Origin of the sequence: Mannheimia cairinae, assembly GCF_028649535.1 — a bacterium.
Classification (GTDB): Bacteria; Pseudomonadota; Gammaproteobacteria; order Enterobacterales; family Pasteurellaceae; genus Mannheimia; species Mannheimia cairinae.
Genome location: NZ_JAQSJE010000007.1, coordinates 1 through 16931, shown reverse-complemented (window position 1 = coordinate 16931; position 16931 = coordinate 1). Strand labels below are relative to the sequence as shown.

Below are 16931 nucleotides of genomic sequence, written 5' to 3'. Positions count from 1 at the left end.
AGGAATTTAATTATGAGTACAGTAACACAAGCATATGAATTAGCTAAACAACAATTTGCAGATATTGGTGTTGATACCGAAAAAGCTATGTCTTTATTAGCTACATTACCCATTTCAATGCATTGCTGGCAGGGCGATGATGTGGCAGGTTTTGAACACCAAGAAGGTGGTTTAACAGGTGGTATTCAAGCAACGGGTAATTATCCTGGTAAGGCTCGAACACCTCAAGAATTACGTTCTGATTTAGAACTAGCTTTTTCATTAATTCCTGGTGCTAAAAGATTAAACCTTCACGCATCTTATTTAGAATCTGATACTAAAGTAGATCGTAATGAAGTAAAACCACAACACTTTTCCCATTGGGTAGAATGGGCAAAAACAAATAAATTAGGTTTAGACTTTAACCCAACTTATTTTTCTCATCCGTTAAGTGCGGAGGCTACATTAACTCACCAAAATAAAGAGATTAGAGATTTTTGGATTGAGCATGGTAAAGCTTGTCGAAAAATTTCAGAATATTTTGGTAAAGAATTAGGTACTGCTTCTGTAATGAATATTTGGTTACCTGATGGAAGCAAAGATTTAGTTGTTGATAAATTTGCACCTCGTCAACGTTTAGTTGAATCGCTAGATGAAATTATTAGTGAAAAAATTGATCCTAAATATCATTTAGATGCGGTTGAAAGTAAATTATTTGGTATTGGGGTTGAATCCTATACTGCAGGTTCAAATGAGTTTTATGTAGCCTATGCAGCAACTCGCCAAACAGCTCTTTGTTTTGATGCTGGCCACTTCCACCCAACAGAATCTATTGCCGATAAAATTTCAGCAGCTATGCCATTTATTCAACATTTCCTTTTACACGTTAGTCGCCCTGTTCGCTGGGATAGTGATCACGTGGTATTACTCGATGATGAGACCCAAGCAATAGCTTCCGAGATCGTCCGCCAAAAACTATTTGACAGAGTACACATCGGTCTAGATTTCTTTGATGCTTCTATTAATAGAATTGCGGCTTGGGTAATTGGTACTCGTAATATGCAAAAAGCTTTACTTAAAGCGTTATTAGAACCAACAGAACATCTAAAAACATTGGAATATAACCGTGATTTTACCGTTCGTTTAGCTTTACTTGAAGAACAAAAATCACTTCCTTGGCAAGCAGTTTGGGCTATGTTCTGTGAACGTAATGGTGTACCTGCAGGAAGTCAATGGCTAGATGATGTGAAAGAGTATGAACGTAAAGTTTTAAGTCAGCGTGGATAAAAAAGGATAAACATATGCAACAAATTATTAATTCTTGGTTTGTGCAAGGAATGATCAAAGCTACTTACGATATGTGGCTTAAAGGGTGGGATGAACGCAATGGTGGAAATGTAAGTTTACGCTTATTAGATGATGATGTGGCATCCTATAAAAATGATTTTTATAAGAATCCAACACATAACAAATTAACGCAAGATGTGACAGCTTTAGCAAATCAATATTTTATTGTAACTGGGTCAGGGAAGTTTTTCCGTAATATTATTTTAGATCCTACAGATACTTTAGCCGTTATTCGTATTGATGAAGAAGGAAAAGGCTATTACTTGATGTGGGGACTAGTTAATGGCGGAGTCCCAACTTCTGAGCTTGCCTCACATCTACAATCTCATATTGTCAGAATGAAAGTTACGAATGGACGAGATAGAGTCATAATGCATTGTCATGCGACAAATTTGCTTTCTCTTACTTATGTGATGGATCTTGATTATAAAACGATTACTCGAGAACTTTGGGAAATGAGTACAGAGTGCTTGGTTGTATTTCCTGATGGTGTAGGTGTATTACCTTGGATGGTTCCTGGTAAAGATGAGATTGGTTATGCAACCTCGAAAGAAATGCAAAAACACTCATTAGTTTTATGGGCTTTTCACGGTGTATTTGGTTCAGGACCATCTCTTGATGAGACTTTTGGACTTATTGATGTGGCAGAAAAATCTGCTGAAGTAGCAGTTAAAGTTCGTTCAATGGGTGGTAAAAAACAAACTATCACAACAGACAACTTTAAATTACTCGCAGAGCGTTTTGGGGTAACACCAATCGCAGGCATTTTAGAATAATCAATATTAAGTTTGGTCAGCTTAATATTGATGAGCTGACCAACTTTTAACAGAAGGAAAATTCTTATGGGTAGCTCAATTTTATTAGGTATTTTTTGGCATTTTATTGGTGCCACCTCTGCCGCTTGCTTCTATGCACCAATGAAGAAAGTAACAAATTGGTCTTGGGAAACTATGTGGGCGGTTGCAGGATTATTCTCTTGGATCTTACTTCCGTGGTCTATTAGTTATTGGTTATTACCAGATTTCGGAGCTTATTATTCTTCATTTAGTAGTAATGTATTACTTCCTGTTTTCTTATTTGGAGCAATGTGGGGAATAGGTAATATCGGCTATGGATTAACAATGCGTTATCTTGGTATGTCAATGGGTATTGGTATAGCTATCGGAATTACCCTTATTGTAGGTACATTGATGACACCAATTTTACAAGGCCGTTTTGGAGAATTACTTGCAAGCTCTGGTGGAAAAATGACACTTCTTGGTGTAGCTGTTGCGGTTATTGGTGTTGCAGTTGTTTCTTATGCTGGATTGCTGAAAGAAAGAGCAATAGGTATTACAGCTGAAGAATTTAATCTTAAAAAAGGATTAGCTCTAGCTGTTATGTGCGGTATTTTTTCAGCAGGAATGTCATTTGCGATGAGTGCAGCAACCCCAATGCACGAAGCTGCAACTAGTTTAGGTGTTGATCCTCTTTATGTAGCATTACCAAGTTACGTAGTCATTATGGGCGGCGGTGCAATTATAAATTTAGGTTACTGTATTATTCGACTAATGACTCGTCCAGAACTTTCATTTAAATCTGATATGAGTGTTGTAAAAGGCTTATTATTTAGCAATATCTTCTTTGCGGCACTTGGTGGAATTATGTGGTATCTCCAATTCTTCTTTTATGCTTGGGGACACGCAAATATTCCGACTGAATATGGATTTATGAGCTGGATGTTACATATGAGTTTCTATGTACTATGTGGTGGTATCGTCGGTTTAATTTTAAAAGAATGGAAAGGTACAGGGGTAAAACCAACAAGAGTATTATGTATTGGTTGTTTAATTATCGTTCTTGCAGCCAACATTGTAGGTTTAGGTATGGCTAATTAAGTTATAAAAAATAAAAGGAAATTAATTATGATTAGAAAAGCTTTTGTTATGCAAGTTAATCCAGATGCTCACGCTGAATATAAAAAACGTCACGATGAGATTTTTCCCGAATTAGTTACAGAACTTAAAAATCACGGAAGCCATCATTATTCTATATTTTTAGATAAGGAGCGTAACTTACTTTTTGGTTATGTTGAAATTGAAGATGAAGCTCGTTGGAATGCGATTGCAAATACGGCAGCTTGCCAAAAATGGTGGGCATTTATGAAAGATATAATGCCATCAAATCCAGATAATAGTCCTATCTCTCAAGAGTTAGAACAAGTATTTTATTTAGATTAAGCCTTAATTAACAAGCGGTTATTTTCTTAAAAATATTTGCAAAATATAAAAAGAAAATGGCCGCTTGTTGTATAAGGATTAATTATTTAAGTAATTCAGCTAACGCGTTAGCCCCTTTAAAATCCACTTTTCCTGAGCCAAGTAGAGGAATTTCATCAACAATAAAAATTTCACTTGGTTGCATAATTGGCGGTAAGGCAGAGGATTTCATCCGTTCTTTGATTTCATCTAAAGTTAATAGCGTTTTTATTAATAGAACAATGCTTTCACCTTTTTTGTCGTCGCTGATAGCGGTTGTAACAAAGGTCGTTTCTTCGTTAAAAAGTGGAGTAAGCTTTTCTTCTACAGAGCCTAAACTAATCATTTCGCCGCCAATTTTGGCAAAGCGGGAATATCTATCAACAATGGTGATAAAACCTTGTTCATCAATATGTCCTTTATCGCCGGTTTTGTAGTAGCGTTCGCCATCAATCTCGGCAATGACATCAGAGGTTTTATCTAAATCGTTGAGGTAGCCTTTCATTACTTGTCCGCCTCCGATTAGAATTAAACCATCTTCGCCGGTAGCTAATTCTTCCAAACTATCGGGATCGACTATTTTGATAATAGTACCCGGTAGAGGCATACCGACAGATCCTTCTTTGCTAAAGGTAAACTCTTTTAATGTATCAGGATCGAGCAAGTTCGGCATATTTACTGTGGCAACAGGGGCTGTTTCTGTTGTTCCGTAGCCTTCTAAAATTTCCAGCCCGAATTTCATTCTAAATGCTTCTTTTACATCGGCTTTTAGTTTTTCTGCCCCAGCAATTACCATTCGTACGTTTTGGAACATTAACGGGTGTAGTTTTTTATTCCGTACATACAAACGGAAGAAGGTAGATGTTCCGAATAAAATAGAAACTTTATGTTTAGCCGATAATTTACCAATAGTAGCACCATCAGTCGGGTCGGCAACACTTACCATTTTTATTCCTTCACATAATGGCATTAAAGTTGTTACCGTTAAGCCGAATGAGTGGAAAATAGGTAGCGAATTTAAAATAACATCCTCTTTTTGGAAGTTTAATAATTCACTGACTTGTTTAATATTAGTGAGTAAGTTTTTATGGCTTAACTCAATACCTTTTGGTTCGCCTTCGCTACCGCTACTAAATAGAATGGTTGCGGTATCGGTTAATTCAACAGATTTGAAATAGCGAGCTTTAATCCACCATTTTGGTGCAATACAAGCGGTCAAAAATTTATAAATTTTTGCAAATTTAGTTGGACGTTTTGCTAAATCTTCCGCAAAAAGAGCTTTATCTGCCAATAGTGTTGAAAAATCGAAACCTTTTTCGACAAGTTTTTTCATAAATTTTTCAGAGCTGATAACCGTTTTAATATCTGCTTTGGCTAACGCTTTTTCCATTACTTCTTGGCTTAAGGTGTAATTTAGGTTTACCGGAATTTTTCCCAACACCATTAATGCCATATTCACAATAGCGCCAGCAGCAGAACTCGGCAGTAATACACCAATATGTTTTTCGTCTTTTAGTTGTTTGCGTAGTTCATTTACAAACAGTAAAACGGCAGTAATAAATTGAGCATTATTTAATTTTGTGCCTTGTGCATCGACTAATGCCTCTTTAAATAAATTCGCTTTTGCCGAACTTAACCAATGATGCATTAGTGGTTTTTGGCGATTCATAAAGTTATTCCACGCTGAATAGGAGAGCTCAAGCACTTTTTGTTTCATTTGGGTGGAATTAATAAAACCTTTAATTGGTTTGCCGAATGCGACTAACACATCACGCTTGCCTTTTTTACTTAAGTTTTTGTAATGACTATTAGCACGAGAGAAACTCGAACCCCATAAACCACGTAAGTAGAATGGCACGGTAGTTACATTTTCTAAGCCTTCTAATACTTTTTCAAAACCTTTTTTAAATTCATTAATTTGCCCGTTATAGCTAATATGACCTTCAGGGAATAGGGCAACAACTTCACCACGTGCTAAATATTCACGAATGGTTTGAATACTCTCTTTACTTGAGCCAGCACCGATTGGGATCACTTTAAAAATACGGAATATCCAGTTTAGATACCATTTGTTATAAATTGGGCGGAACATTACAAATTTTATCGCACGAGGGCTAGCCGCTTGTAAAACCAACCAGTCAATCCAACTGATATGGTTACCGAGCATCAAAAGACCACCGCTTTGAGGGAGATTTTTTAATCCTTCAACATTAAAACGATAACCGGTTTTTAAGATCGGTAATAGCATTAAACGGGTAAATAAATGAGGGAGTTGTAGTAGAGCATAAAAGCTTCCTACCAAGCAAACTAATGCTGCAAATAAGAATAAGCCGGTTGTTGAAATGCTTAACTCAACAAATACAATGCTAAGCACTAAAAAGCCAACCATCGCAACATTTTGTATAAAATTATTACCAGCCATTATGCGACCGCTGGTTTTTTCGGGGGCAAAATATTGGATAGTTGCATTTAGCGGGACAATAAATAAACCACCAAAAACACCGAAACTAAATGAGCAAAGAGTAATTATCCAAGCATTAGTGGAAAGGGTAAGATAAAACAGCGATAGGAAAATACCAAAAGCACCCACAGGTACAATACCGTGTTCGATATGCAATTTTGAGGCTTTTCCTGCAATATAAGAACCAATGATTAAACCTAATCCGCTTACCGCTAAAATAGCCTGAATAATTAAGGCATTATCGGCATTGAAGGTTGCTTTATAGTGAGCAGGAAAGGCTGCCACTAAAACTTGAGAAACTCCCCAAAACAGACTTAACCCAATAATACTTAACCAAATATTTTTGTTTGAACGCAATTCTGAAATATTCTCTTTTAAATAGCCAAGAGAAAGATATTTTTTAATTGCAAAATTTTCTTTATTTTTAACCGCTTGCGGATATTCTGGAAGGCGGAATGCACATAGCATTTCAAGCAAACTTAATATAACTAAAGCAATACCGATTGGTGCAACGCTTGCAATAATTTCATCTGGTGAAGATGAGGCAAGATAATTTGATTCAAAGAAAAATGAGAATGCAAAGGAGCTAAATAAGATTGCCACAATAGTAAGAGCCTGAATAATCCCATTTGCCATACCTAAATGTTCTGTTCCAACAATAGATTTTATAATGCTGTACTTAGCTGGTGAGTAAATCGCACTTTGAATAGCAAGTAAAAGAGTTAAACCAAAAGCAAGATAAAATTGCCCTAAAAAATAGCAAGTACAGATAAGCAAACTCAGTACGACCGCTACAATAGTACTGATTCTAATGACTTTGGTTCGAGAGAATTTATCACTTATCCAAGCAGATGGCGAAAACAAAAAGATAAAGGGTAATAAGATCATCGCATTAATAACTGCGGTTAATACGACTAAGGTATTACCATCAAAACTTTTTAATAAAATATTTTGAATGGTTATTTTATGGGCTAAATCAACACTGGCATTTAAAAATGCAATCGCTAGGTAGGGGATAAAACCTGTTATTTTTAATAGCTTTAACATATAAGATTCCTTTAATGCATAACTGTCATACCGCTATATTATCTGTTTTTAAATTTAGTGTAAAGTGTTACTTTTTACTTTTGTTTTTTTTATGTAAGAAAATTATAAAAAATAACCGCTTGCTTTTATATACAAGCAAGCGGTTACCTTATTGGGATGCTTTTTGGTAGGTTTTTAGCGTTTCCATATTAAAAACATAGGGTTTTAATACAAGTAAAATATCAAATAGATGTTTTAGTTTTTCGTCTTTAGGTGTGCTATTAGATAGCCCCTCTAATGTGATATCTACTTCAAACTGTGCTAATTGCCTTGCCACGTCAATATAGGCTTGTAGTAAGTTAAATTCAGTCTCATTACAACGAGTAATAATAGCTAAAATTTCTCGTTCTTTATTTGTAAAAATTCCATCTCTGGGGTGCAATAAACCTTTTTCTACGTATTGACTAAGCGTTTGCTCACTTATTTTAAACTCTTCACATAATTGAGTAGAGCTAAAGATTTCGTTTTCAGCCCCCATTATTAGTGAAAGCGAATGAATCAAGCTTTCATAAGGGTTATTTATATCGAAGTTAGGCTGAGCAAATAAAGCCTTTATTTGTGAAATACTGGCATTAAAATTCGATTGTAAATATTTAATAAATTCGAGTAATTTAATATTACTTTCATCGTAAAGATGGAAATTAGGTTTATCTTTATATGGCTCTGGCAGCAAATTCTCTTTTATATAGTACAGAATTGTTGATTTTGGCGTATTGGTTAATTTGACTAACTCATTCATTTTTATCATAAATTTTTCCTTCTATACAAAATAAAATAAGTGTTAAGTAAAACGTTGTAGTTTTAATGTGAGTATTCACTATTTTTCTTTTTTTTACAATAAAATTAAGTTGTTTAATGGAGCGTTTTATCAGCACTTCTATATAAATGAAGCTTTTTTTTCAAAAATGTGAAGAATGCCTCGTTTTAGCTAGTTTTTATGTTGCAACTATTCATTTGTAAAGTATAATTTATGTTGGATTTTCATTGATTAAACAGTGGCTAATTATTAGCCTTTTTGTGAAAATGTAGTTACTCAATTAAGGATAAAATGTGTCAGCTGTAATCAATAAAGCAAAATTACAATATCGAAGAGCATTGGGTATTGAGGCTGGAATAATTTTAGTTTTGGCTTTTGTACTTTTTTTATGGAAAGGTTATGTGAGCATATCCTTTCTTGCCGGAGGATGTGCAAGTTTTGTACCCCATAGTATATTTGTATATTGGGTTTTCTTTAGAAATTCTACCAAAGATCGGACAAAAATGACCGCTTTCTATTGTGGAGAGGGGATTAAATGGCTTATTACAATTTTATTGATTGTTTTAAGCTTTACTTTGATTCCTAATTTGCAATATTTAGTGTTTTTTGTGGGTTATTTTTTAGCGTTGTTTTTAAACATCGCTTTACCGATGTTGTTAAGTCGGAAATCAACATAGTTTTTTAATTTTACGAAGGATAAATTATGGCAGGGAATACCTCAGAATATATTAGCCATCACTTAACATTTTTAAGTACTGGCGATGGGTTCTGGAATCTTCACCTAGATACTTTGTTTTTTTCAATCGTATCAGGTGTTATTTTCTTGTATTTTTTCCGCAAAGTAGCAAAAAATGCAACCTCAGGGGTACCTGGTAAGTTGCAATGTTTTGTTGAGATCGTTCTTGATTGGATAAATGGTTTAGTGAAAGATAATTTTCACGGGCCAAGTCGAGAGTTAGGTGCTATTGCATTAACGATCTTCTGTTGGGTTTTTGTGATGAACGCAATCGATTTAATTCCGGTTGATTTCCCACCACAACTAGCCAACTTGTTTGGTATTCACTATTTACGTGCAGTACCAACAGCGGATATTAGCGGTACATTAGGTTTATCAATCGGTGTATTTGGCTTAATTATTTATTACACCATTAAGTCGAAAGGCTTCGGTGGTTTTGTGAAGGAATATACTCTTCACCCATTTAATCATTGGGTTTTCATTCCAGTGAACTTCTTGTTAGAAGTGGTAACACTTTTAGCAAAACCTGTATCTTTAGCTTTCCGTTTATTCGGTAATATGTATGCAGGGGAGTTAATCTTTGTCTTAATCGCAGTAATGTATATGGCAAATAACGTTGTTTCTCAAGTGTTAGGCGTTCCATTGCATTTGATTTGGGCTATTTTCCATATTTTAGTTATTACGCTACAAGCATTTATCTTTATGATGCTGACTATCGTATATCTAAGTATGGCATATAATAAAGCTGATCACTAAAATTAGATTTATCTAATTTTGTAACAAGTTCTAACATCTTGTTAGACATTTTTTATTAACTAACTAACAATCCTAGCCTCTGGCTATTCCATTACTTTAGGAGCTTTTTTATGGAAAACGTAATTACCGCAACAATTTTCGGTTCAGTAATTTTATTAGCAGTAGCTGCATTTGCAACAGCGATTGGCTTCGCTTTATTAGGTGGTAAATTCTTAGAGTCTTCTGCTCGCCAACCAGAATTAGCAAACAGCTTACAAACTAAAATGTTTATTGTTGCAGGTCTTTTAGATGCTATCTCAATGATCGCAGTTGGTATCGCATTATTATTCATCTTCGCTAACCCTTTCATTGGTTTATTAGGCTAATCCCTGTAAATAATAGGCGTTACCTTCGGGTAATTTAACTAACTTTATAGGAGGCGTTGTGAATTTAAATGCAACACTAATTGGTCAGCTCATAGCATTCGCACTTTTTGTTGCGTTTTGTATGAAATTTGTATGGCCACCAATAATCAAAGCGATTGAAGATCGCCAAGCGAGCATTGCTAATGCTTTAGCTGGTGCAGAACAAGCGAAACAAGAACAAGCCGATTCTAAAGCATTAGCGGATCAAGAAATTCGTAAAGCAAAAGAAGAAGCTCAAAAAATTATTGATTTAGCAACAAAACGTCGTAATGAAATTTTAGAATCTGTACAAACAGAAGCTGAAGTAGAACGTCAACGTATTATTGAACAAGGCTATGCGGAAGTAGAAAGTGAGCGTAAGCGTGTTCAAGAAGAGCTTCGTCAAAAAGTTGCGGCATTGGCTATTGCTGGTGCTGAGAAAATTGTTGGTCGTTCAGTGGATACTGCAGCGAACAACGATATTATTGATAAGCTAGTTGCAGAACTATAAGAAGGTGGGGCAGATGTCAGAATTAAGCACAGTAGCTCGCCCCTATGCTAAAGCAGCTTTCGATTTTGCTTTAGAACAAGGTCAGTTGGATAAATGGCAGCAAATGTTACAATTTTCTGCTCTTGTCGCTAGTGAAGAACAAGTAATAAATGTTATTAGTTCATCTCTCACTAGTAATCAAATTTCTGAAATGTTTATCAAAATTTGTGACAATCAATTAGATCAATATGGGCAAAATTTCATTCGTGTAATGGCTGATAATAAGCGTTTAGCCGTATTACCTGCGGTATTTAGTGCATTTTTAGAATTAAGAGCAGAACACGAATCAATTAAAGATATTGAGGTTGTGTCTGCAAATACATTAACAGATGCACAAGAAGCAAAAATTGCCAATGCGATGGAAAAGCGACTCGGAACAAAAGTACGTATTACTTCATCAGTTGATAGCTCATTAATTGCGGGTGTTATTATCCGTTATGATGATGTGGTAATTGATGGTAGTAGTCGTGGACAGCTAAACCGCTTGAGTCAAGAGTTGAGCTTGTAAGAGGAATAAAAAATGCAACTAAATTCAACTGAAATTAGTGAATTGATTAAAAAACGAATTGCCCAATTTAATGTAGTGAGTGAAGCTCAAAGCACAGGGACAATCGTTTCAGTAAACGATGGTATCATTCGTATCCATGGTCTTGCTGATGTAATGCAAGGGGAAATGATTGCATTACCAGGTAATCGTTATGCGATTGCTTTAAACTTAGAAAGAGATTCTGTTGGTGCGGTAGTTATGGGTCCTTATGCGGACTTAACTGAAGGTATGGAAGTGCAATGTACAGGCCGTATCTTAGAAGTACCAGTAGGTCCTGGTTTATTAGGACGTGTAGTTAATACGTTAGGTCAGCCAATCGATGGTAAAGGTGAAATCGAAAATGATGGTTTCTCTCCTGTTGAAGTGATTGCACCGGGTGTAATTGATCGTCAATCTGTTGATCAACCAATGCAAACAGGTTACAAAGCGGTCGATTCAATGGTTCCAATCGGTCGTGGTCAGCGTGAGTTAATTATCGGTGACCGTCAAACAGGTAAAACAGCTTTAGCTATTGATGCCATTATCAACCAACGTGATTCAGGTATTAAATGTATTTATGTTGCGATTGGTCAAAAAGCATCAACGATTGCAAACGTAGTGCGTAAATTAGAAGAACATGGTGCATTACAAAATACAGTTGTTGTTGTGGCATCTGCATCAGAATCAGCAGCATTACAATATCTTGCACCTTATTCTGGTTGTGCAATGGGAGAATACTTCCGTGATCGTGGCGAAGATGCATTAATTGTTTATGATGATTTATCTAAACAAGCTGTTGCTTATCGTCAAGTGTCATTATTATTACGTCGTCCGCCAGGCCGTGAAGCATTCCCAGGGGATGTTTTCTACTTACACTCTCGTTTATTAGAGCGTGCGGCTCGTGTAAATGCAGATTATGTAGAACGTTTCACTAATGGTGCTGTAAAAGGTAAAACAGGTTCATTAACTGCATTACCAATTATTGAAACTCAAGCAGGTGACGTATCCGCATTCGTACCAACAAACGTAATTTCTATTACCGATGGTCAGATTTTCTTAGAGTCTAATTTATTTAACTCAGGTATTCGTCCTGCGGTAAACCCAGGTATTTCTGTATCTCGTGTTGGTAGCTCAGCACAAACTAAAGTTATTAAGAAAATGTCTGGTGGTATCCGTACTGCATTAGCTCAATACCGTGAATTAGCAGCATTTGCACAGTTTGCTTCAGATCTTGATGATGCAACACGCAAACAGCTTTCTCGTGGTCAAAAAGTAACTGAATTACTAAAACAGAAACAATTCTCGCCAATGCCAATTAGTGAGCAAGGATTAGTATTATTTGCAGCAGAATTTGGTTATTTAGATGATGTAGAACTCGAACGTATCGGTTCATTTGAGACTGCTTTACTTGCTTTCGCTAACAGTAACTATGCAGATTTTATGAAAGATTTAACAAAATCAGGTGACTTTAATGACACAATTAAAGATACCTTAAAAGATATTGTTGAAAGTTTCAAAAAGAATGGTGCGTGGTAATTCACAACTAGCGGAGAAATATTATGGCAGGTGCTAAAGAGATAAGAACTAAAATTTCCAGTGTTCGTAATACGCAAAAAATTACGAAAGCAATGGAAATGGTTGCTACCTCTAAAATGCGTAAAACGCAAGAGCGTATGGCTGCAGGTCGTCCTTATTCGGAGACTATCCGTAAGGTTATTAGCCATATTGCGAAAGGAAGCATTGATTATACGCACCCGTTTTTAGCTGACCGTGATATTAAAAAAGTTGGTTACTTAGTAATTTCTTCTGACCGTGGCTTATGTGGCGGTCTTAATATCAATTTATTCAAAGCACTATTGCACGAATTTAAAAATTGGAAAGATAAAGACGTAAGTGTTGAACTAGGTTTAGTCGGCTCAAAAGGGTTAAGTTTTTTCCAAAATTTCGGTTTAACTATTCGTTCTGAAATTGTGGGATTAGGCGACACTCCAGAAATGGAATCTATTGTTGGGGCAGTTGATGATATTATCGATGCTTATCGCAATGGAGAGTTAGATGCTGTGTATGTGGCTTATAACCGTTTTGAAAATACAATGTCGCAAAAACCTGTTATTGCACAACTCCTTCCTTTACCGAAATTAGAAAATGATGAATTAGATAATCAAGGTGCTTGGGATTATATTTATGAACCAAATCCACAAGCTTTACTTGATAGTTTACTTGTTCGTTATATTGAAACTCAGGTATTCCAAGCAGTTGTCGATAACCTTGCTTCTGAACAAGCCGCTCGAATGGTAGCAATGAAAGCCGCAACAGACAATGCGGGTACATTAATTGATGAATTACAATTAGTGTACAACAAAGCTCGCCAAGCAAGCATTACAAATGAATTAAATGAAATTGTTGCAGGCGCTGCAGCAATTTAACAGATAGAGGAACGGTAATGGCAACAGGAAAAATTGTACAAATCATCGGTGCGGTGATTGACGTTGAATTCCCGCAAGATGCAGTACCAGCAATTTATGAAGCCTTAAAAGTTGAATCAGGTTTAACCCTTGAAGTTCAACAACAATTAGGTGGTGGCTTAGTGCGTTGTATCGCATTAGGTTCATCAGATGGTTTAAAACGTGGTTTAAAAGTTGAAAATACAAATAACCCAATCCAAGTACCAGTTGGTACACAAACATTGGGTCGTATTATGAACGTATTAGGTGAGCCAATCGATGAGAAAGGCCCTATTGGTGAAGAAGAGCGTTGGGGAATCCACCGTGCTGCACCAAGCTACGAAGAGCAATCAAACAGTACTGAATTACTTGAAACAGGTATCAAAGTAATTGACTTAATTTGCCCATTCGCAAAAGGGGGTAAAGTAGGTTTATTCGGTGGTGCTGGTGTAGGTAAAACAGTAAATATGATGGAATTAATCCGTAACATCGCAACCGAGCATAACGGTTATTCGGTGTTTGCGGGGGTGGGTGAGCGTACTCGTGAGGGTAATGACTTCTACCACGAGATGACAGATTCTAACGTTATTGATAAAGTATCATTAGTTTATGGTCAGATGAATGAACCACCAGGTAACCGTTTACGTGTTGCTTTAACAGGTTTAACAATGGCTGAAAAATTCCGTGATGAAGGTCGTGATGTATTATTCTTCGTAGATAATATCTACCGTTATACACTTGCAGGTACAGAAGTATCAGCATTGTTAGGTCGTATGCCATCTGCGGTAGGTTATCAGCCAACACTTGCAGAAGAAATGGGTGTATTACAAGAACGTATTACTTCAACAAAAACAGGCTCTATTACGTCTGTGCAAGCGGTTTACGTTCCTGCGGATGACTTAACTGACCCATCGCCTGCTACAACCTTTGCTCACTTAGACTCAACTGTTGTATTAAGCCGTAATATCGCATCTCTTGGTATTTACCCTGCGGTAGATCCATTAGACTCAACATCACGTCAGCTAGACCCATTAGTTGTGGGACAAGAACACTATGATGTTGCTCGTGGTGTACAAACGGTATTACAACGCTATAAAGAATTGAAAGATATTATTGCAATTCTTGGTATGGATGAATTATCAGAAGACGATAAATTAGTGGTAGCACGTGCACGTAAAATCGAACGTTACTTATCACAACCATTCTTCGTTGCTGAAGTATTCAACAGTACACCAGGTAAATATGTACCATTAAAAGAAACTATTCGTGGCTTTAAAGGTATTTTAGAAGGTGATTACGACCATATTCCAGAACAAGCGTTCTATATGGCAGGTTCTATTGACGAAGTTGTTGAAAGAGCAGCAAAAATGTAATTGTTCCCTAAACCAAAAGGGATAAGGAGAACAAATGACTACGCAATTTGAACTTAATATTGTCAGTGCTGAAAAGAAAATTTTTACAGGACAAGTCGTTAGCGTACGTGTCAGTGGTATTGAAGGTGAATTAGGTGTGTATGCAGGGCATACTCCACTTTTAACTTCTATTAGACCAGGTATGGTTAAATATACTCTTGATGATGGTAAAGAAGAATTTATCTATGTATCAGGTGGTTTTTTAGAGGTTCAGCCAACCGTTGTTACGGTGCTTGCTGATATTGCGATTCGTGGTGAAGAGTTAGATCAACAACGTATCTTAAATGCAAAACGCAAAGCAGAAGAAACGTTAAATAAAACTAACAATGCTGATTTATCAGCGAAATTATCACGTGAGATTGCAAAATTACGTGTTTACGAAATTGTCAATTCAAAATTAGCAAATAGACGATAATAAAACAAAGTAAAAAAGCTGAATAGAATAAAATCTATTCAGCTTTTATTTTATGTAAGCGGTTGTTTTTGTAAACTTTTTTGCAAAAACAACCGCTTGTATGATTTAATTAAAGAATATTCTCAAACTCTTCTAATACAGCTTTTGGCCATACGCTAGATTGCACTTCGCCGATATGTTTTTTGCGTAATAAGAACATCACTAAGCGAGATTGCCCGATACCGCCACCGATAGAAAGTGGAAGTTTACCTGCTAATAAATCTTGATGCCAATCCATTGCTAAGCGATCTTCATCGCCTGTCAATGAAACTTGCAAACGTAAGGCTTTTTCATCAACACGAATACCCATTGAAGAAAGCTCGAACGCTGTGCCTAATTCTTCGTTCCACACTAAAATATCGCCGTTTAAGCCTTTGTAGCCTTGCTCTGATTCTGTTGTCCAATCATCATAGTCTGGTGCACGCCCATCGTGTGGTTTACCGTCTGATAATTTACCACCGATACCAATTAAGAACACTGCACCACACTCTTTACAGATTGCATTTTCACGTTCTTTGCCGGTCATATTCGGATAGCGTTGTACTAAATCTTCGCTGTGAACAAAGGTGATTTGTTTTGGCAGTACAGACGGAATATCAAAACGAGCTTCCACCGCTAATTCTGTTAAACGAATCGCTTTATAGATTTCGTTTACCGTTTCTTTTAAATAATCGAAGTTACGACGACCTTCAGGGATTACTTTTTCCCAGTCCCATTGATCAACATAAACAGAGTGGGTGCGGTCTAAAGAATCTTCATCTGGGCGTAATGCCTGCATATGTACAAATAAGCCTTCGCCCTCTTTAAAACCAAAGCGTGCTAAAGTATGGCGTTTCCATTTTGCTAATGAATGTACCACTTCAAAAGTAGCATCAGGAATACATTTCACATTTACTTTTACCGCTTTTTCGATACCGGAAAGATTATCCTGCATACCGTTGCCCACTTCACTTAAAATTGGGCCTTGTACTTCAATAATGCCTAATTTATCAATTAAATATTGCGTAAAGGTGTTTTTAACAAAACTGATTTCTTGTTGTTGTAAGATAAAGGATTTTTTCATTTTACTGCCTTGTTTGATTATGTGTGTAATGTGGTTAATTTAAAGAATTTTGCAAAAAATGCAATGTTTATCAAATAAAAAATTAATATGAGTGGATAATATTTTATTTTTATAGTTAAATATTAAATTATTTTTAATAAAGTTTGATTGTGGAATGAAAAATGCACAGTAAAAATCATACAAAATATGAAATAGATAAGTTAGATCAGCAAATTTTACGCTGGTTAATTAAAGATGCCCGCACACCTTATGCAGAAATGGCGAAAAATTTTGGTGTAAGTGCCGCTACTATTCACGTTCGGGTTGAGAAAATGCGTCAAGCGGGTATGATTAAAGCCACTAAAATCGTCGTAGATGAACGCAAGTTGGGCTATGATGTCTGCTGTTTTATTGGTGTTATTTTAAAATCGGCCAAAGATTACGATAAAGTAATTGAAAAACTAAGTGCTTTTGATGAAGTAGTTGAAGCTTATTACACCACTGGTAACTATTCTATTTTTATTAAAGTGATGACAAGAACTATTGAAGAGCTTCACTCAGTGTTAGCTGGAAAAATTCAGTCGATTGACGAAATTCAATCAACAGAAACTTTAATTTCACTCCAAAACCCAATTTCTCGTGAAATTCTGCCATAAATTTAACTTCTGAATACAGATAAAAATTTTTAGAAATTTGATATAAAATAGTTTGGTCTTATAAAAAAAGGGAAATACAATGCTTACCAGCCAGCCAGCCAGCCA

General features: G+C 36.0%; 17 protein-coding genes. 14 read left to right on the top strand and 3 right to left on the bottom strand.

What is annotated here, in order from left to right; all coding sequences use genetic code 11:
- Positions 1-12: 12 nt before the first annotated feature.
- The 4 genes from PTQ27_RS06985 (at position 13) to rhaM (ending at position 3545) form a co-directional block, all read left to right on the top strand.
- Complete coding sequence (locus PTQ27_RS06985; RefSeq protein ID WP_289622722.1) at positions 13-1266, top strand: L-rhamnose isomerase; 1254 nt, start codon at positions 13-15, stop codon at positions 1264-1266.
- A 14-nt stretch (positions 1267-1280) separates the two neighbouring features.
- Entirely contained in the window at positions 1281-2102 is an 822-nt protein-coding gene (gene rhaD / locus PTQ27_RS06980) for a rhamnulose-1-phosphate aldolase (RefSeq protein WP_273749226.1), read from the top strand.
- Between the two features lie 66 nt (positions 2103-2168).
- Positions 2169-3203, top strand: a complete 1035-nt coding sequence (gene rhaT / locus PTQ27_RS06975) for an L-rhamnose/proton symporter RhaT (RefSeq protein ID WP_273749227.1) — start codon at positions 2169-2171, stop codon at positions 3201-3203.
- A gap of 27 nt (positions 3204-3230) precedes the next feature.
- Positions 3231-3545 carry an L-rhamnose mutarotase gene (gene rhaM, locus PTQ27_RS06970; RefSeq protein ID WP_273749228.1) on the top strand — a complete coding sequence of 105 codons (315 nt, stop codon included), beginning with the start codon at positions 3231-3233 and terminating at the stop codon, positions 3543-3545.
- Positions 3546-3627: 82 nt separating this feature from the next.
- On the opposite strand, the gene PTQ27_RS06965 is transcribed toward rhaM, so the two are convergent.
- Positions 3628-7071: an acyl-[ACP]--phospholipid O-acyltransferase gene (locus PTQ27_RS06965; RefSeq protein ID WP_273749229.1), complete on the bottom strand. Its 3444-nt coding sequence runs from the start codon at positions 7069-7071 to the stop codon at positions 3628-3630.
- Positions 7072-7219: 148 nt separating this feature from the next.
- Complete coding sequence (locus PTQ27_RS06960; protein ID WP_273749230.1) at positions 7220-7858, bottom strand: MerR family transcriptional regulator; 639 nt, start codon at positions 7856-7858, stop codon at positions 7220-7222.
- Positions 7859-8160: 302 nt separating this feature from the next.
- Here PTQ27_RS06960 and PTQ27_RS06955 point away from each other — a divergent pair, with 302 nt between their 5' ends.
- The 9 genes from PTQ27_RS06955 to PTQ27_RS06915 all read left to right on the top strand — a co-directional run bounded on the left by PTQ27_RS06955 (position 8161) and on the right by PTQ27_RS06915 (position 15089).
- Positions 8161-8544 (top strand): ATP synthase subunit I, encoded by a 384-nt coding sequence (locus tag PTQ27_RS06955; RefSeq protein WP_273749231.1) that lies wholly within the window; start codon positions 8161-8163, stop codon positions 8542-8544.
- Between the two features lie 26 nt (positions 8545-8570).
- Entirely contained in the window at positions 8571-9359 is a 789-nt protein-coding gene (gene atpB, locus PTQ27_RS06950) for a F0F1 ATP synthase subunit A (RefSeq protein WP_273749232.1), read from the top strand.
- A gap of 110 nt (positions 9360-9469) precedes the next feature.
- Positions 9470-9724 carry a F0F1 ATP synthase subunit C gene (gene atpE / locus PTQ27_RS06945; protein WP_273749233.1) on the top strand — a complete coding sequence of 85 codons (255 nt, stop codon included), beginning with the start codon at positions 9470-9472 and terminating at the stop codon, positions 9722-9724.
- 58 nt (positions 9725-9782) lie between these two features.
- Positions 9783-10253: a F0F1 ATP synthase subunit B gene (gene atpF, locus PTQ27_RS06940; protein WP_273749234.1), complete on the top strand. Its 471-nt coding sequence runs from the start codon at positions 9783-9785 to the stop codon at positions 10251-10253.
- Positions 10254-10266: 13 nt separating this feature from the next.
- A complete protein-coding gene (gene atpH, locus PTQ27_RS06935) occupies positions 10267-10800 on the top strand; it encodes a F0F1 ATP synthase subunit delta (RefSeq protein ID WP_273749235.1) in 534 nt (177 codons plus the stop codon).
- Positions 10801-10812: 12 nt separating this feature from the next.
- The gene (gene atpA, locus PTQ27_RS06930) at positions 10813-12354 is read left to right on the top strand and encodes a F0F1 ATP synthase subunit alpha (protein WP_273749236.1); all 1542 of its coding nucleotides are present in this window, start codon (positions 10813-10815) and stop codon (positions 12352-12354) included.
- A gap of 23 nt (positions 12355-12377) precedes the next feature.
- Positions 12378-13244: a F0F1 ATP synthase subunit gamma gene (gene atpG, locus PTQ27_RS06925; RefSeq protein WP_273749237.1), complete on the top strand. Its 867-nt coding sequence runs from the start codon at positions 12378-12380 to the stop codon at positions 13242-13244.
- Between the two features lie 17 nt (positions 13245-13261).
- Positions 13262-14635, top strand: coding sequence for a F0F1 ATP synthase subunit beta (gene atpD, locus PTQ27_RS06920; RefSeq protein ID WP_273749238.1), 1374 nt, complete (start codon positions 13262-13264; stop codon positions 14633-14635).
- Between the two features lie 34 nt (positions 14636-14669).
- Positions 14670-15089 carry a F0F1 ATP synthase subunit epsilon gene (locus PTQ27_RS06915; protein WP_273749239.1) on the top strand — a complete coding sequence of 140 codons (420 nt, stop codon included), beginning with the start codon at positions 14670-14672 and terminating at the stop codon, positions 15087-15089.
- Positions 15090-15198: 109 nt separating this feature from the next.
- Here the strand turns inward: PTQ27_RS06915 and asnA are convergent, their stop codons facing one another.
- The gene (asnA, locus tag PTQ27_RS06910; protein ID WP_273749240.1) at positions 15199-16191 is read right to left on the bottom strand and encodes an aspartate--ammonia ligase; all 993 of its coding nucleotides are present in this window, start codon (positions 16189-16191) and stop codon (positions 15199-15201) included.
- A 161-nt stretch (positions 16192-16352) separates the two neighbouring features.
- On the opposite strand from asnA, the gene asnC reads away from it, so the two are divergent.
- The gene (gene asnC / locus PTQ27_RS06905) at positions 16353-16826 is read left to right on the top strand and encodes a transcriptional regulator AsnC (protein ID WP_273749241.1); all 474 of its coding nucleotides are present in this window, start codon (positions 16353-16355) and stop codon (positions 16824-16826) included.
- The last annotated feature ends 105 nt before the right edge of the window (positions 16827-16931 follow it).

What these genes read in the sequence shown, in the direction of transcription:
- PTQ27_RS06985 (WP_289622722.1), top strand. Translation starts at nt 13, where the DNA reads ATGAGTACAGTAACACAAGCATATGAATTAGCTAAACAACAATTTGCA.
- rhaD (WP_273749226.1), top strand. Translation starts at nt 1,281, where the DNA reads ATGCAACAAATTATTAATTCTTGGTTTGTGCAAGGAATGATCAAAGCT.
- rhaT (WP_273749227.1), top strand. Translation starts at nt 2,169, where the DNA reads ATGGGTAGCTCAATTTTATTAGGTATTTTTTGGCATTTTATTGGTGCC.
- rhaM (WP_273749228.1), top strand. Translation starts at nt 3,231, where the DNA reads ATGATTAGAAAAGCTTTTGTTATGCAAGTTAATCCAGATGCTCACGCT.
- PTQ27_RS06965 (WP_273749229.1), bottom strand. Translation starts at nt 7,071, where the DNA reads ATGTTAAAGCTATTAAAAATAACAGGTTTTATCCCCTACCTAGCGATT.
- PTQ27_RS06960 (WP_273749230.1), bottom strand. Translation starts at nt 7,858, where the DNA reads ATGATAAAAATGAATGAGTTAGTCAAATTAACCAATACGCCAAAATCA.
- atpB (WP_273749232.1), top strand. Translation starts at nt 8,571, where the DNA reads ATGGCAGGGAATACCTCAGAATATATTAGCCATCACTTAACATTTTTA.
- atpE (WP_273749233.1), top strand. Translation starts at nt 9,470, where the DNA reads ATGGAAAACGTAATTACCGCAACAATTTTCGGTTCAGTAATTTTATTA.
- atpH (WP_273749235.1), top strand. Translation starts at nt 10,267, where the DNA reads ATGTCAGAATTAAGCACAGTAGCTCGCCCCTATGCTAAAGCAGCTTTC.
- atpA (WP_273749236.1), top strand. Translation starts at nt 10,813, where the DNA reads ATGCAACTAAATTCAACTGAAATTAGTGAATTGATTAAAAAACGAATT.
- atpG (WP_273749237.1), top strand. Translation starts at nt 12,378, where the DNA reads ATGGCAGGTGCTAAAGAGATAAGAACTAAAATTTCCAGTGTTCGTAAT.
- atpD (WP_273749238.1), top strand. Translation starts at nt 13,262, where the DNA reads ATGGCAACAGGAAAAATTGTACAAATCATCGGTGCGGTGATTGACGTT.
- PTQ27_RS06915 (WP_273749239.1), top strand. Translation starts at nt 14,670, where the DNA reads ATGACTACGCAATTTGAACTTAATATTGTCAGTGCTGAAAAGAAAATT.
- asnA (WP_273749240.1), bottom strand. Translation starts at nt 16,191, where the DNA reads ATGAAAAAATCCTTTATCTTACAACAACAAGAAATCAGTTTTGTTAAA.
- asnC (WP_273749241.1), top strand. Translation starts at nt 16,353, where the DNA reads ATGCACAGTAAAAATCATACAAAATATGAAATAGATAAGTTAGATCAG.